This is a genomic window from Pseudomonas parafulva (assembly GCF_000800255.1).
In the GTDB taxonomy this organism is placed as follows: Bacteria; Pseudomonadota; Gammaproteobacteria; order Pseudomonadales; family Pseudomonadaceae; genus Aquipseudomonas; species Aquipseudomonas boreofloridensis.
On record NZ_CP009747.1, the window covers coordinates 2,367,212 to 2,381,905 of the forward strand.

General features: G+C 61.9%; 13 protein-coding genes. 6 read left to right on the top strand and 7 right to left on the bottom strand.

Annotated features, from left to right (window positions below; all coding sequences use genetic code 11):
• The first annotated feature begins 143 nt into the window (after positions 1 to 143).
• The 5 genes from NJ69_RS10030 to fabB all read left to right on the top strand — a co-directional run bounded on the left by NJ69_RS10030 (position 144) and on the right by fabB (position 7,016).
• The gene (locus NJ69_RS10030) at positions 144 to 2,252 is read left to right on the top strand and encodes a TonB-dependent receptor plug domain-containing protein (RefSeq protein ID WP_039578617.1); all 2,109 of its coding nucleotides are present in this window, start codon (positions 144 to 146) and stop codon (positions 2,250 to 2,252) included.
• On the top strand, positions 2,252 to 3,142 hold the full coding sequence (locus NJ69_RS10035; RefSeq protein WP_039578619.1) for an ABC transporter substrate-binding protein: 891 nt from the start codon (positions 2,252 to 2,254) through the stop codon (positions 3,140 to 3,142). Before NJ69_RS10030 ends, NJ69_RS10035 begins: the two co-directional genes overlap by 1 nt.
• Positions 3,139 to 5,058, top strand: coding sequence for a response regulator (locus tag NJ69_RS10040; protein WP_039578621.1), 1,920 nt, complete (start codon positions 3,139 to 3,141; stop codon positions 5,056 to 5,058). Before NJ69_RS10035 ends, NJ69_RS10040 begins: the two co-directional genes overlap by 4 nt.
• Positions 5,059 to 5,268: 210 nt before the next feature.
• Entirely contained in the window at positions 5,269 to 5,784 is a 516-nt protein-coding gene (gene fabA, locus NJ69_RS10045; protein WP_029612079.1) for a 3-hydroxyacyl-[acyl-carrier-protein] dehydratase FabA, read from the top strand.
• An 11-nt stretch (positions 5,785 to 5,795) separates the two neighbouring features.
• On the top strand, positions 5,796 to 7,016 hold the full coding sequence (gene fabB / locus NJ69_RS10050) for a beta-ketoacyl-ACP synthase I (RefSeq protein ID WP_039578624.1): 1,221 nt from the start codon (positions 5,796 to 5,798) through the stop codon (positions 7,014 to 7,016).
• A gap of 63 nt (positions 7,017 to 7,079) precedes the next feature.
• On the opposite strand, the gene NJ69_RS10055 is transcribed toward fabB, so the two are convergent.
• From NJ69_RS10055 to NJ69_RS10075, 5 genes are all read right to left on the bottom strand, one after another.
• Entirely contained in the window at positions 7,080 to 7,817 is a 738-nt protein-coding gene (locus tag NJ69_RS10055; RefSeq protein ID WP_039578627.1) for a hypothetical protein, read from the bottom strand.
• A 158-nt stretch (positions 7,818 to 7,975) separates the two neighbouring features.
• Positions 7,976 to 9,217: a cytosine deaminase gene (codA, locus tag NJ69_RS10060; RefSeq protein ID WP_029612078.1), complete on the bottom strand. Its 1,242-nt coding sequence runs from the start codon at positions 9,215 to 9,217 to the stop codon at positions 7,976 to 7,978.
• Between the two features lie 135 nt (positions 9,218 to 9,352).
• Positions 9,353 to 10,612 (bottom strand): cytosine permease, encoded by a 1,260-nt coding sequence (codB, locus tag NJ69_RS10065; protein WP_039578630.1) that lies wholly within the window; start codon positions 10,610 to 10,612, stop codon positions 9,353 to 9,355.
• A 193-nt stretch (positions 10,613 to 10,805) separates the two neighbouring features.
• Positions 10,806 to 11,321, bottom strand: coding sequence for a hypothetical protein (locus NJ69_RS10070; protein ID WP_039578632.1), 516 nt, complete (start codon positions 11,319 to 11,321; stop codon positions 10,806 to 10,808).
• A gap of 132 nt (positions 11,322 to 11,453) precedes the next feature.
• Complete coding sequence (locus NJ69_RS10075) at positions 11,454 to 11,768, bottom strand: DUF3077 domain-containing protein (RefSeq protein ID WP_039578635.1); 315 nt, start codon at positions 11,766 to 11,768, stop codon at positions 11,454 to 11,456.
• A 351-nt stretch (positions 11,769 to 12,119) separates the two neighbouring features.
• Here NJ69_RS10075 and NJ69_RS10080 point away from each other — a divergent pair, with 351 nt between their 5' ends.
• Positions 12,120 to 12,815, top strand: coding sequence for a type 1 glutamine amidotransferase domain-containing protein (locus tag NJ69_RS10080; RefSeq protein ID WP_039578637.1), 696 nt, complete (start codon positions 12,120 to 12,122; stop codon positions 12,813 to 12,815).
• Between the two features lie 63 nt (positions 12,816 to 12,878).
• Here the strand turns inward: NJ69_RS10080 and NJ69_RS10085 are convergent, their stop codons facing one another.
• On the bottom strand, positions 12,879 to 13,883 hold the full coding sequence (locus tag NJ69_RS10085) for an amidohydrolase family protein (protein WP_039578640.1): 1,005 nt from the start codon (positions 13,881 to 13,883) through the stop codon (positions 12,879 to 12,881).
• Positions 13,884 to 13,954: 71 nt separating this feature from the next.
• Positions 13,955 to 14,680: a dienelactone hydrolase family protein gene (locus NJ69_RS10090; protein WP_029612074.1), complete on the bottom strand. Its 726-nt coding sequence runs from the start codon at positions 14,678 to 14,680 to the stop codon at positions 13,955 to 13,957.
• Positions 14,681 to 14,694 lie beyond the last annotated feature (14 nt).

The window sequence follows — 14,694 nt, forward strand, 5'->3', positions numbered from 1 at the left end:
GCATTATAAGGGCAAGCTGCACGCTTCAAGCGACACACGGCAAGAAAAGGCCGTGCCCTTCTCACACGCCGCTCGACGCTTATAGCTTGCCTCTCGACGGCTCGGTTACCATGCGCGGCTCATGTCTGACACAAGGCCGTCACGTGTTCCCTGGCACGCCCCCTGCCCGCCGCTTGCTGTTGCTCACTGCCCTGCTGGGCGGCCCGGCCGTGGCCGACGATCTGTTCATCGACACCGACCTGCCGCAGGTTCTGACCGCCACGCGGCTCAAACAATCCCCGGCGGCGGTGCCCGGCAGCATGACCGTGCTCGACAGCGCGCTGATCCACGCCAGCGGCGCACGTGACGTACCCGAGCTGCTGCGCCTGGTACCGGGGATGATGATCGGCTACGGCGCCGGCAACCAGCCGACCGTCAACTATCACGGCAGCAACGTCAACGATGCTCGGCGCATGCAGGTGCTGATCGATGGCCGCTCGGTGTACCGGGCGGGCCTGGCCACGGTGGACTGGAGCGACATTCCCCTGGCCATCGAAGACATCGAGCGCATCGAAGTGTTTCGCGGCCCCAATACCGTCAGCTACGGCGCCAACGCGCTGATGGCGGTGGTCAACATCCTCACCCGACGCCCTGCCGACAGCCATGGCACGCGCCTGAAGATCACCCGCGGCCAGGACGGCATCAATGACTTCTATGCCAGCCAAGGCCTGGGCTGGGACGGCGGCGACCTGCGCCTGTCGATGTCCGGCCTGCAGGACGATGGCTTCGACAAGAACCAGTACGGTCAGGACTACCGCGACAGCCGGCGCCTGACCCGCTTCAACCTCAGCGTCAGTCACAGCCTGGCCCCGGATCAGACGCTGGACTGGCAACTGGCGGCCAAGGAAGGCAGCAACCAACGGCCGTATACCTACAAACCGGTGTTCCCCTTCGTCACCGGGCGCGGCGACAACGCCGACCTGGACGCCAAGGACTACGCCGGCTCGCTGCGCTGGAGCATCGACTTCAATCCCGAGCACAGCCTTTATGTGCAGGGCTCGGCGCAGCAGTTCGACCGTCAGCAGGTCTGGCGTGCCTGCGACGCGACATTGGCCTTCAGCCCCGAACTGACCCGCCTGTGGCAGCTCGACCCGAATTACGCCGAACGCGTGGCACGCAACGCCAACAACCCGCCGAACAGCCGCGATCCGGTTCTGCAGGGCCTGCGCAACCAGATCAAGAGCCAATGGGACAACGGTGGCAGCCGGGAAGTGTGCGGCGACGTCGACCAGAGCACCCGCGAGACCCGTTATGACCTGGAAATTCAGGACACCCTGAGCCTGACCGACAGCCTGCGCCTGCTCAGCGGCCTCAACTACCGTTATGATCGCGCCGACTCGCAGACCTACTTCAACGGTCGGCTCGACGACCGCACCTGGCGCTTGTTTGGCCAGCTCGAATGGCGCGCTGACGAGCACTGGATCCTGCAAGGCGGCGCGATGTTCGAAAACAGCCAGCTCTCCGGCACGTCCCTGACCCCGCGCGTGGCGGTGAACTACCTGATCACTCCGCGTCAGGGGCTGCGCGCAGTGTACTCCGAGGCCGTGCGCTCGCCGGACATGTTCGAGAATAACGTCAACTGGAGCTACACGGTCCGAAACCTCACGCCCAACGTGCTCGGCCTGCGCGACGGTGAGTACTTCGTCAAGACCCGCGGTCCCGGCAACCTCGACCAGGAGCGCATGCGCTCGCGCGAACTGGGCTACAACGGTTTCTTTTCCGACCTTGACCTGAACCTGGACGTGAAGCTGTTCCACGACGAGATCACCGGCATGATCAGCGAGCCGTTGAAGAACAATCAGTACATCGCCAGCAATGCCAACAGGGCACGCTTCAGCGGCAGCGAAACTCAGTTGGACTGGCGCCTGAGCCCGCGTGACCGCCTGCGCGTGAGCTATGCCTACGTCGATGCCTGGGCGAGCAACCCCGACGACCGCCGCCTCAGCGCACACAACAGCGGTTCGGTCGGCTGGTTGCGCGACTGGGGGTCGGGTTGGTCGAGCGCGCTGTTCTACTACGGGGACGATGCCCTCAATCAATACCGCTACGAGCGTGTCGATCTGCGGGTGGCCAAGCGCATGCGGATTCATGGCAGTTCGGTCGAATTGGCTGCGCTGTGGCAGCAACGCTTGGACGACCAGCCCACGACCGTCGAGCAGAACCGCTATGACAGCCGCCATCGCCTGAGCGTCAGTGCGGAGCTGGAGTTCTGATGCTGCGCATGCTACGGATGCTGGCGCTGTGTCTGTGGCCCATGGGCACGCTGTGCGCCCATGAAATCCTGCTGGTCGGTGGCGATGACACCGCCGGGGTGAGCAGCTTCGTCAGCGCGCTGCAAGCCAGACGCCCTCTCGACCAGGTGCGTTTCCAGACTGTCACGCAGTTGCCCTCGCCCGGCCGACTCGATGTCCAGACGCGCCTGATCCTGCTGGATGAGGCCGCACTCGACTGGCGCCTGCGCGAGCCATCCGGCCCCCTCTCGCTGGCGCTGCGGATCAGCCGGGTTCAGGCGCAACTGCGCCTGGGAAAGTCGCGCCCCGAGTACCTCAGCCTGCTGTGGAGCGATCCGCCACTGGCACGGCAACTGCGCCTGACGCGCTATCTGCTGCCGCAGGCACGACGTATCGGCGTGCTGTATGGACCTGACAGCCGCTTCCTCATCGACGAGTTGCATCAGGCAGCCAATCACATGGGCCTGGAGATCGTCGCCCAGGACTGGGCCGATCTGCGCGACAGTCGCCCTCTGCAGCATGTCCTGGGCAACAGCGACGTGCTACTGGGCATCGACGATCCTCAGTTGTTCAATGCCAAGACCGTCAAGAACCTCTTGCTCAGCAGTTATGGGCGGCAGATGGCGTTGATCGGTCCCAACGCCGGCTTCGTCCGCGCCGGCGCCCTGGCCAGCACCTACAGCGACCAGGACGACTGGCTGGCGGTACTCGATCGCTTGCTCGACCAGCCGCCCACGCGCTGGCCGCGCAGCCTCTATCCCGATCACTTCCGGGTCAGCGGCAATCAGCAGGTGGCCCGCGCCCTTGGGCTGGAGCGCATAGAGCCGAACGCAGCCGAGCTGGTCCTGGCCGAAGGAGAGTCGACACCATGAGCAAGCGCCTGAGCTGGGACATTCATGCCCGCACCCAGATCATCAGCCTGGGGCCGGCGCTGCTGCTCACCTTGCTGCTGATCGGTTTCTTCACCTTCGTACGCTTGCAGGACCTGCGCCAGGAGCTGGACCACACGGGCCAACTGATTGCCAACCAACTGGCACCCGCCTGCGAATACGGGGTGATCTCGGGCAACAATGACGTGTTGGACAGCCTGATGCGCGCAACGCTGAGCATCCCGCACGTGCGTTTTCTGGAGGTGCAGGACAGCCGCAACCACATCCTGGTATACGTCGAGCAGTCCGGGGAAAGTGCCAATCGCGCCCAGCGAGTGGAAGTCTTCCAGGCCCCGATCCGCCTGCAACAGATCCGCCTGGACAACGACTTCCTGCAGCAGGGCAAGACCCCGCCGAGCATCGGCGACGACTATCTCGGTCGAGTGATCGTCGGCATGTCCGACGACGCGTTCAGCGAGCGCCAGCAGGAAATCGTGATCAAGGCCGGCATTCTTGCCCTGTTCGCGCTGGCGTTCACCTTCCTCCTGGCGCGGCGTCTGGCCAGGAGCCTGTCGATGCCGATCAGCGACATGGGCCATGCCGTGAAGGCTATCCAGCAGGGCCAGTTCAACGCGCCGTTGCCGGTGGTCGATGACAGCGAGCTCGGTCATCTGGCGCGGCACATCAACAACCTGGCCAACGCCCTGGATCAGGCCAGCCGCGAGCAACAGCAAACCATCACTGAGCTGATCCAGGCGCGCGAGGAAGCCGAGCGGGCCAACCGTGCCAAATCCGAGTTCCTGGCGATGATGAGCCATGAACTGCGCACTCCGATGAACGGGGTGCTGGGCATGTTGCAACTGCTGGAGACTACTCGGTTGACTCACGAGCAGGCCGAATACACGGCCGTGGCCAGCGAATCCACCGGCCACCTGCTGAAGGTGATCAACGACATCCTCGACTTCTCGCGCATCGAACGCGCGAGCCTGGAACTGGAACACATCGATTTCAATCTCGGCGAGCTGATCTCAAGTAGCGTGCAGTCGTTCCAGCACAGCGCCCAGCAGCGCAACCTGCAGTTACGCCTGCAACTGGCTACTGGTTTGGAACGTCTGCACGTGACAGGTGACCCGACACGTATCCGACAGATTCTGCTGAACCTGGTGGGCAACGCGCTGAAGTTCACCGAGCACGGCGAGGTGCAGGTCGACGCCCGCTGGCGCATGCTCGATCATCAGTTGCTGAGGCTGACCTGCACGGTCCGTGACACCGGCATCGGCATCGACAGCGAGCGGCTGGAGACGATGTTCGAGGCGTTCCAGCAGGCCGATAGTTCTATTTCAAGACGTTACGGCGGTACTGGCCTGGGCCTGTCGATTGCGCGCACCCTGGCCGAACGCATGGGCGGCACGCTACGTGGTGAGAGCAGCATAGGCAGCGGCTCGACCTTCACCTTGGAGATTCCGCTGGTACGCTCTAAACAGCGTGCTGAGCAGCTACTGGAAAGCGAACACAGGGCCACTGCGCTCAGTGATGGCCAACCGATCCTGTTGGTAGAGGACAACCCGGTCAACCAGAGCGTCATCGAAGCCATGCTGCGCAGCCTGGGCTTCGAGGTGGACCTGGCGACGGACGGCGAGCAGGCCGTGACGCTGGCAACCGAAAAAAACTACGCCGCCATCTTGATGGATTGTCGCTTGCCGCATATGGACGGCTACCAAGCCACCCGCTGCATTCGTCTGCATCAGGCTGACGTGCCGATCATCGCCTTGACCGCCAACGCGCTGCCGGGTGATCGCGAGCGTTGCCTGGAGGCTGGAATGAACGATTACCTGAGCAAACCGTTCAAACGCGCCGACTTGCTGCGCACGCTGCAACGCTGGCTGCCGGACCGCACAGCGGCGACTGGCGATAAATGATAAAGTGCGGCAGTCTTAAAGACTGGACAGAGCCTGCAAGGGCCCGGAAAATAAACTTTCAGTGCACACCTGTACTTCTTTTGCCAGGTGCGCTGTGACTTTCACCCCAACGCAATAGTCTACCTGTAGGCTGCCGCCCTGGTATCTGTAGGATTTCAGGCTGGCCAGGAAGATTCATCCCCTGCCACAGGGGGTTATTGAGGAGCTCGCATGACCAAACAACACGCCTTTACTCGGGAAGACCTGCTGCGCTGCAGTCGCGGTGAGCTGTTCGGCCCAGGTAATGCGCAACTGCCCGCCCCGAACATGCTGATGGTCGATCGCATCACTCATATCAGCGAAGAAGGCGGCAAGTACGGCAAAGGTGAATTGGTCGCTGAGCTGGATATCACCCCGGACCTGTGGTTCTTCGCCTGCCATTTCGAAGGCGACCCGGTGATGCCAGGTTGCCTGGGCCTCGATGCCATGTGGCAGCTGGTCGGTTTCTTCCTCGGCTGGCAAGGCCTGCCGGGCCGCGGCCGCGCCCTGGGCTCGGGCGAAGTGAAGTTCTTTGGCCAGGTACTGCCGACGGCCAAGAAAGTCACCTACAACATTCAGATCAAGCGCGTCCTCAAAGGCAAGCTGAACATGGCCATCGCCGATGGCTCGGTCAGCGTCGACGGTCGCGAGATCTACACCGCCGAAGGCCTGCGGGTCGGCGTGTTCACCTCCACTGACAATTTCTAAGGGTTATTCGCATGCGCCGCGTCGTTATCACTGGTCTGGGCATCGTTTCGTGCCTGGGCAATGACAAAGCTACCGTCACCGAAAACCTGCGCAACAGCCGTCCGGGTATCCGTTACAACCCGGAATACAAGGAAATGGGACTGCGTAGCCAGGTTTCCGGCTCCATCGACCTGAATCTGGAAGAGCTGATCGATCGCAAGGTCTATCGCTTCGTCGGCCACGCCGCTGCCTATGCCTACCTGGCGATGCAGGACGCAATCAAGGACGCCGGCCTGACTGAAGAACAAGTGTCCAGCCCGCGTACTGGCCTGGTAGCCGGCTCCGGTGGCGCTTCGACCCTCAACCAGATGGAAGCGCTGGACACCCTGCGCGAAAAAGGCGTGAAACGCGTAGGCCCCTACCGCGTTACCCGCACCATGGGCAGCACCGTTTCGGCGTGCCTGGCCACCCCGTTCAAGATCAAGGGTATCAACTACTCGATCTCTTCGGCCTGCGCCACCTCTGCACACTGCATCGGTACCGCGCTGGAACAGATCCAGTGGGGCAAGCAGGACATCGTCTTCGCCGGTGGCGGCGAAGAAGAGCATTGGAGCCAGTCGTTCCTGTTCGACGCCATGGGCGCGCTGTCGACCAAGCGCAACGAAACGCCCGAGCAGGCTTCGCGCGCCTACGATGCCGACCGTGATGGCTTCGTCATCGCCGGCGGCGGCGGCATGGTGGTGGTCGAGGAGCTGGAACATGCCCTGGCCCGTGGCGCCAAGATCTATGCCGAGATCGTCGGTTACGGTGCTACTTCCGACGGCTACGACATGGTCGCGCCAAGCGGTGAAGGCGCCATCCGCTGCATGCAGCAGGCGCTGTCGACCGTCGATACACCGATCGACTACCTCAATACCCACGGCACCTCCACCCCGGTCGGCGACGTTGCCGAAATGAAGGGCGTGCGTGAAGTGTTCGGCGCCAAGGCACCGAAGATCAGCTCGACCAAGAGCCTGTCCGGTCACTCGCTGGGCGCAGCGGGTGTGCACGAGGCGATCTACTGCCTGCTGATGATGGAAAACAACTTCATCGCCGGCTCGGCCAACATCGACGAGCTGGACCCAGAGGTTGCCGATCTGCCAGTGCTGCGCAAGACTGAAGAGAACGCCAAGATCGATACGGTCATGAGCAACAGCTTCGGTTTCGGCGGCACCAATGCCACCCTGGTGCTCAAGCGCTGGACCGGCAAGTAAGACCGTCGCTACACCTGAAACGCCCCGACCTGGTCGGGGCGTTTTGCTTTCAGGGGATGCCGATCAACCGCGCAGACGCCGCAAACGACGCCGCTGGCGTGCGCACGTGTAGGCCAGGATCAGCACCACCGCCACCAGCACCACCGCCAGGCCAACCAACACTTGGCCATAGCGCGCCATCAGCGCCTGGAAGCCACTGACCTCACGCATGACCTGGAGGGTCGCCGGCCCATCGGCATGCACGATGCTGATGCCCCCTTGGGTGATCTGCGAGAAGTCCGCATCGAAGTACACCCATACGCGACATACGCCACCGGGCTCGATTGCAGGGATCTGAATAATGTTGGTGGCATTTTCGGGAATGCTGTCATCACCGGCATCATCGCGGACCTGCACCAAGCCCTTGGCCGGCAGACGGATCAACACCTTCTGTACAGGTTTGTCGCTGGTATTGCGCAAGGTGACGAACAGCCCAGTACGGTGATCGACCAACCCTGCCTCGAAGGGTTTGGCGAACAGTTGCATGTAGGGCGCTTGAGCCTGGCTGACCAGCGCCTCGACCTGGTCGCGATTCAGTGCGCCTTTAGCCACGGCTTCGACGCCGGCGAACAGTCGCTCGTACTTGAGCTGCTCTCGAGCCTGGCCGATGCGTTCGTTGAACTGACTGGGATAGGTCAGTGCCTCGTAGGCGACATAGGCTTTCAACCCACCCTCATCCTTGAACGAAACGTACAACGCGGCGACAGCGCCCGCCGCGATCAACAGACCCGCGAGGGCCTTTCCGACTTTTTCCCAACTCACCTTGGCGGTTCCTTGTAGCGCGGCACGCGCAGTTGAAGACCGGGGCCAAGCGTGCCAAGTAACGGCTGCCGAGGCAAGCGCTCAGCACGTGCCCACGCCGCTTTAAGTGCAAGCACCACAGCCCCGGCAATGACGCTCCAGGCTGACCGCCCTGCCCTTCAGACGAATCGTTCGACTCGAGCAGGCGTTCGACGCATCAGCACCTTGCCTGCACGGATCGAGACCAGCGCATGCCCCTGGCTGCGAACCATCTCGTAGTCGTCGGCGGCAGACAGCACCAGCAGGTTCGCCGGGCGCCCGACTGCGATGCCGTAGCGCTCGCCCAGATTCAAGGTACGCGCACTGTTGTCGGTGACCAGATCGAGCGCGCGCTGCAGATCCTCGTAGCCGAGCATATGGCAGATATGCAGACCCGCTTCGAGCACGCGCAGGATGTTGCCGTTACCCAGTGGATACCAGGGGTCGACGATCGAATCCTGGCCAAAACAGACGTTCAGCCCGGCACGGTCGAGCTCGGCTACGCGGGTCACACCGCGCCGCTTGGGAAAGCTGTCGAAACGTCCCTGCAAATGAATGCTTTCGGTGGGGCAGGATACGAAGTTGATGCCCGACATCTTCAACAGACGAAACAGCTTGTAGCAGTAGGCATTGTCATAGGAGCCCATGGCCACGGTATGGCTGGCAGTGACCCGAGCCCCCATGTCGCGCACACGGGCTTCTTCGGCCAGCACTTCAAGAAAGCGCGACTGCGCATCGTCGGTCTCGTCGCAATGAACATCCACCAGGCAGCCAGTGCGCTCGGCCAGGTCCATCAGGAACTTGACCGAGGACACGCCCTGATCGCGGGTGTTCTCGAAATGCGGAATACCACCCACCACATCGGCGCCCAGCGCCACCGCCTCGGTCATCAGGGCCCGCCCGTTGGCGTACGACTCGATGCCTTCCTGAGGAAACGCCACGATCTGCAAATCGATCAGATGACGCACCTCCTCGCGCACCTCGACCATGGCCTTGAGCGCCACCAAGGTCGGATCGGTGACGTCGACATGAGTGCGCACATGCTGGATGCCGTGATCCACCAGCGCGCCTATGGTCTTCTTGGCCCGCGCCTTGATGTCTTCGTGGGTAGTAATAGCCTTGCGCTCGGCCCAACATTCGATGCCTTCGAACAACGTGCCGCTCATGTTCCAGCGCGGCTCACCGGCTGTCAGGGTGGCATCGAGGTGGATATGCGGCTCGATGAAAGGCGGTATCACCAAGTTCTGTGCCGCGTCGATATCCTCGGCACTGCTCGGTTCAATCTTCGCCGGTTGGAGCTCGATGGCGGCAATGCGCTCGCCGCTCACCCGGACTGTGAACAGCCCGGTCTTGCCGCGCAGGCGGGCGTTGATGATGTTCATGGCGTTACTCCTGGCCTTGGCTATTACGCTCGCGCCAGAGCGACGGCGCGATAAAAGCATTCATGCGTGACGATCGCGCATGGAAGGTATTGACGATGACGAACGCAGGGGAGTCTAAGCAGCCCCGGCACAGGCCTAGCGTTTGGCTTGGACCGCAGGCTGTATTCGCGCTCTGAACTCAAGCAGAACGACATAACACAGTGCCGAGGCGCCGATTCCCACCAGCGGTGCGACCCACGGCGAGCTATAGGCCAACACCGCCCCCAGAGCATAAGCGAAAAGACCTGCGCGGTTGTAGCGCGGCAGCTTGACCGAAGCCAAGGTGGGATAGTGGCCGCGATAGCGGTACCAGAAATCGGCCATGATCACGCCACCGACCGGCGGAATGATCGAGCCTAGCAAAACCAGGAAAGGAATCAGCCACTCGTACATACCGCCTATCGCCAGCACAATGCCGACACCTGCGGCGAGCAGCGTAGCGGTGCGTCGTCGCTCACTGCGTGCCAGGTGGCAACTGGCGGCTGCCACGTTATAGAGGGTCGGGCCTTGGATGGTCCAGAGATTCAGGCACAGCATCACCACCGCGGCGAATGACAGCCCTTGCAGCATCATCACCTCGACGATATCAGCTTGCTGATAAACCATCGCGCACCAAGCCCCCGCGACCACCATCAAGCCGTTGCCTACGAGAAACGCCACCACGCTGGCGGCTACCGCAGCCCGTGCGTTGCGCGACAATCGGGTCCAGTTGGTGGCCTGTGTCGCGCCACTGGCGAAGGTGCCGAACACCATGGTCACGGCGGCCGAGAAGCTCATGCTCTCATGCGGCACCACGGCCAGCAGCCCGGAAAACCCGCCCGCATCGCGTGTGGCGATGACCATCGAGATCACCAGCAGCGCGAACATCAAAGGCACCGAGACGCGTGACAACCCGTCAAGCCCCTTGAAACCGATGATCGCAGTGACACTGAAGCCCAACCCGAACAGCACCATCAAGACCGGAGTGAAGCCCTCTGCCAACCCCAGCAGCTTGACCAATACGATCGCCACCGTTGCCGTGCCCCAGGCGTACCAGCCCAGCTCTGCGAAACCGAGCAAGAAGTCGGAAAGGCGGCTGCCCGCCTCGCCGAAGCAGAAACGCCCCATCAACACGGTATTCAGGCCACTGCGCGAGGCGATGAACGCCAGGCTCGCGGCATAGGCGGCCAACAGAATGTTGCCAATCGTCGCTATCCAGAGCATGTCGGCGAAGGTAAACGCCATACCGAGCTTGCCCCCGGCGAACATGGTGCCGGTGAAGAACGTGAAGCTGAACAGGATCATGGCAATGGGAAGCAGGCCCTTGCGGGCTGCTGGAGGGGCTTCGGTCAGAGAAAATTCGCCGGATGAACTCATGATTGGAGTAGTCCAAGAGTGAGGATTCCAACAGGCAGAGCAAGATACGGGCCGGGCTGGGCTGGACAATGCGCGCGGGTGCTCAGGCGCAAGCCAGCTTCACTTGATATGAACACTCCACACAGTGCATCGCTTTAGAAAATGAAGGCGTTTATGCCCTACTGTGAAGCGTGAATGCACGTTTGAAAGGCGGTCAATGGTCGCGCTCTACGCTGGCACCACCAAAGAGACGTTCAGCCTCCTGGTTCAGATCGATACCCTTTTCTTTGGCAATGCTGATCGTCATTGCCCATCGGGTCCTGTCTCGACGAAAGACGGCGTAGCGTTTGACCGCCTGCCGATGACGACCACTGTTTATCACCAGCAACGCCAACAATGGGAGCATCAGCGCTACCCCCAGGATGGCCATCCCGTGACCCGGGGCATGAAACGCGAGCGTGAGGGCCATGCACAGCACCAGTAACACCACATTGATCCACACACCCCAACTGCGCCCGCGTACGACGAGCATGAACGCGAGCCCCATGACCACGCCGCCAAAAACGGTCGCAAAGAATGCAACCTTGAGCACGTGCTCATGACCGCGCCATGGAACTGGAGTAGTGATGATCCACGTGACCGCCAGCGTTGCCATTACCAGTATGTGGGCGAGCAATATCACCCAGCCAAAACGACGAATGAAGACCCGCGTTTCGTTCGTATTCAGCATTTCGACATCACCTTGAGCCCTTGGATACTCGTCTGTGGCGCATTGTAGCGCGGTCACTGGCGGTGAAGCTTGCGGCGAGGGGATTGCCAAGTCAGGCCGATAGAACGACGCTGTCAGGCATGAGTGATTGCTTCAGGGCTTGGGGCCCTCTGGCGCTGACTGATCACCGCGCATTTGTGCCACCTGGCCGTCGATCATGGCCTTGCTCATGCCGCTGAGGTAGAAGGTGGCGCGCATCAACACGGCGGCTTCACGGGGGTGATTGATGGCCCGACGGGTGAGCTCGGTCACGCAACCCATGATGGCGGAAATTTCCATGAGCGTGTCCTTGGCCGGCAGGCCAGGTATCGCCTGCACCCAGTCCATCCTCGGCTTTCGGCGCAAGCGGTCCATGGCGCTGATGACCTTGAGCTCAGGCCCCTTGGATGATTGATCGTCACTGCCCATATATCCTCCTGGAAATCGTCATGAAGTGCTTGCCACACTTCCTCGTCCTAGCTCAACCAGACTCACGCGAACCCGGCGTGCGTCTCTGCCCGTGGGCTGAGGCAGGATGAGGAAATGCAGCAAGCAGACGAAGCCTAGAGGGCCTCTGGACAAGGCACAACGGCTCAACACGGGGAAATAGCGTCATGGGAAAAGCCCTACGCGACACTCGGAAGGTTCACCCGAATCGAAGTCGCCCCTCAGCTGAAATGCCGCCCGAGACTATCCGATGGAACGTCCCAGCCCTTGAGACCTCCCACACTAACGCAGGCCAAAAGCGCGCTGCCCACGAAGATCTGGAGGACCACTCGCATGTACAAGATCCTGATGGTGCTGACTTCCCACGACCAACTCGGCGATACCGGTCAGAAAACCGGCTTCTGGCTCGAGGAGTTCGCCGCGCCGTATTACGTGTTCGTCGATGCCGGCGCGGAGATCACCCTGGCTTCGCCCAAGGGCGGCCAGCCGCCGCTCGACCCGAAGAGCGACCAACCCGATGCCCAGACCGAAGCCACCGAACGCTTCCGAGGTGATACCCAGGCACAGATGGCGCTGGCCGACACCGTACCGCTGGGCGAGATCGATCCTTACGATTTCGACGCCGTGTTCTACCCGGGCGGCCACGGCCCACTCTGGGACCTGGCCCAGGACAAGGACTCAATCACCTTGCTGGAAGCGTTCTATGCGGCCAACAAACCCATTGCCGCGGTCTGCCACGCGCCCGGCGTACTGAAGCGGGTGAAGGCGCCCGACGGCACGTCGGTGATCGATGGCAAGCGCGTCACCGGCTTCACCAACAGTGAAGAACACGCCGTCGGCCTGACCGACGTGGTGCCATTCCTGGTAGAAGACATGCTAAAGGCCCAGGGTGGCGAGTATTCCAAGGCGGCCGACTGGGCCAGTTACGTGATCGAAGATGACCATCTGATCACCGGTCAGAATCCTGCCTCATCGCACGCCACGGCCGAGGCACTGCTCAAACGCCTGGCCAAAGAGCCGCACGCCTGATAAGCACAGGTGTTGCGTAGGCACGCACGGACCTGCGCAACACGGTTCATACGATAAGCGTGCTCATCGACGCTTTGGTAATAGTGCCAGGAAGTTGTCCCTCGCCACTTGGCGGGCCACGGCTTCGGGCAACGCATCCAGAAACACGTCGAAGCCATGCATCTGCTCGCCTACGCTGGCGAACCGGCCCACCACATCCGAACCCAACATGAATCGATCCGGGAAGCGCTCCACCAGCGCCAGCCAGGCCTTGCGGGGTTTTCCCTGCTCATCCAGCAGATAGGGCTGACGCATGCTCCAGGACAAATCGATGTAGAGGTTGGGGTAGGCTTCGAGCATGCGCTCGAGGGTGGGCAGAATGAAGTCCATCTGGGTCTGGTGACGATGGATCTCCAGACTGGTGCCAGCGTGGGCCCAAATGAATCGGGTATGCGGATGATCGCGCAGCGGCTCTTCGATCTCCGCCAGATACAGCGGGTTACGCTCGCGTTTGGAGGTGATGTTGGAGTGCACCATCACCGGCAGATCCCGCTCAGCAGCCAGGTGATAAATTCGCGCCATCGCCTCGTTGTTGGCCCGGGGCGTATCGCCGCTGGTCAGCGCCGTCAGGTCATCGTGGCGGGTGAACACCTCGCCGATGCCTTGCCAGAAATCGGGATACAGTTCGAGCATGCGCTCGACATGGCTGACCGCGTTCTTGTCCACCGGATTGATCCCGGAAAGAAACGGATGAAAGCGTTTGCGCTGTTCGGCGGGCAGTTTCTGCACCGCCGCCGCGACGTGAATGTCGGTGGCACTGAACCAGTACGCTTCGGCATCGTCGCCGGCGTAATAGCGAGGACGCTTGGGTTCGTCCTCGTGCCATTTCTTCGCCACCGGAATACCGGAGATCATCGCGTGATCGACCCCTGCTTGATCCATGGCCCGTAGCAAGGCGGGCATGCCTTCACTTTCCTGGAAGAAGTCGACGTAATGCAGGTGGGCATCGCTGTAGCGATAATCGCGAGCCTGCACCGTTGGGCACAGGCTGGCGGAAAACAGCAGGCAGGCCAGTGCTCTGGCGATCATGGGGCAACGTCCTGATGGCAATCGAAGCAGCGTAGACCACCGCCGCGGGCCGATCGTTCAGGACTGCCACTTCACGCCTTGAACACTTCCTCGAGCAGGTTGTGCATCGAGCGGAACGCACGCTCCGAGGTGCGTCGATCGTACTGCATCTTGCCCGGCACGTTGGCGGTAGGATCGGTGAAGGAATGCACCGCACCGCCATAGCTCAGCAGTTGCCAATCGACCTTGGCCGCGTTCATTTCGGCCTCGAATGCCGGCAGTTGTTCGGCGGGTACCAGCGGGTCGGAGGCGCCGTGCAGCACGAGTACCGAGCCCTTGATACGCGAAGCGTCTTCAGGCCTAGGCGTATCGAGGGTGCCATGGAAAGACACCGTCGCCTTGAGGTCCGCGCCACTGCGTGCCAACTCCAGTGCGCAGCACCCACCGAAGCAGAAACCGAACGCGCCCGCTTTACCAGGCGCCAGGAGCGCCTTGGACTGGCCGAGCAACTGCGCCAAGGCCTCATGCATACGTTTGCGCAACTCGTCGCGGTCATTCTTCAACGGCATCATCGCCGCCCCCGCCTCTTCAGCATTCGACGGACGCACGCCCTGCCCGTACAGGTCGGCGATCAAGACCACGTAGCCTTGTTCGGCCACTTCCTTGGCGACGCGCTCAGCCACTTCGCCGATACCCATCCAGTTCGGTGCCATCACCAACGCAGGCCGTGCGGCCGCCCCTGGCTCAAAGACCAGGCGGCTCTCATAGCTGCGGCCGGACAGGTGATAGACCAGCGACTCGACGATTACCTTGCTCATCATGCATTCCTCAG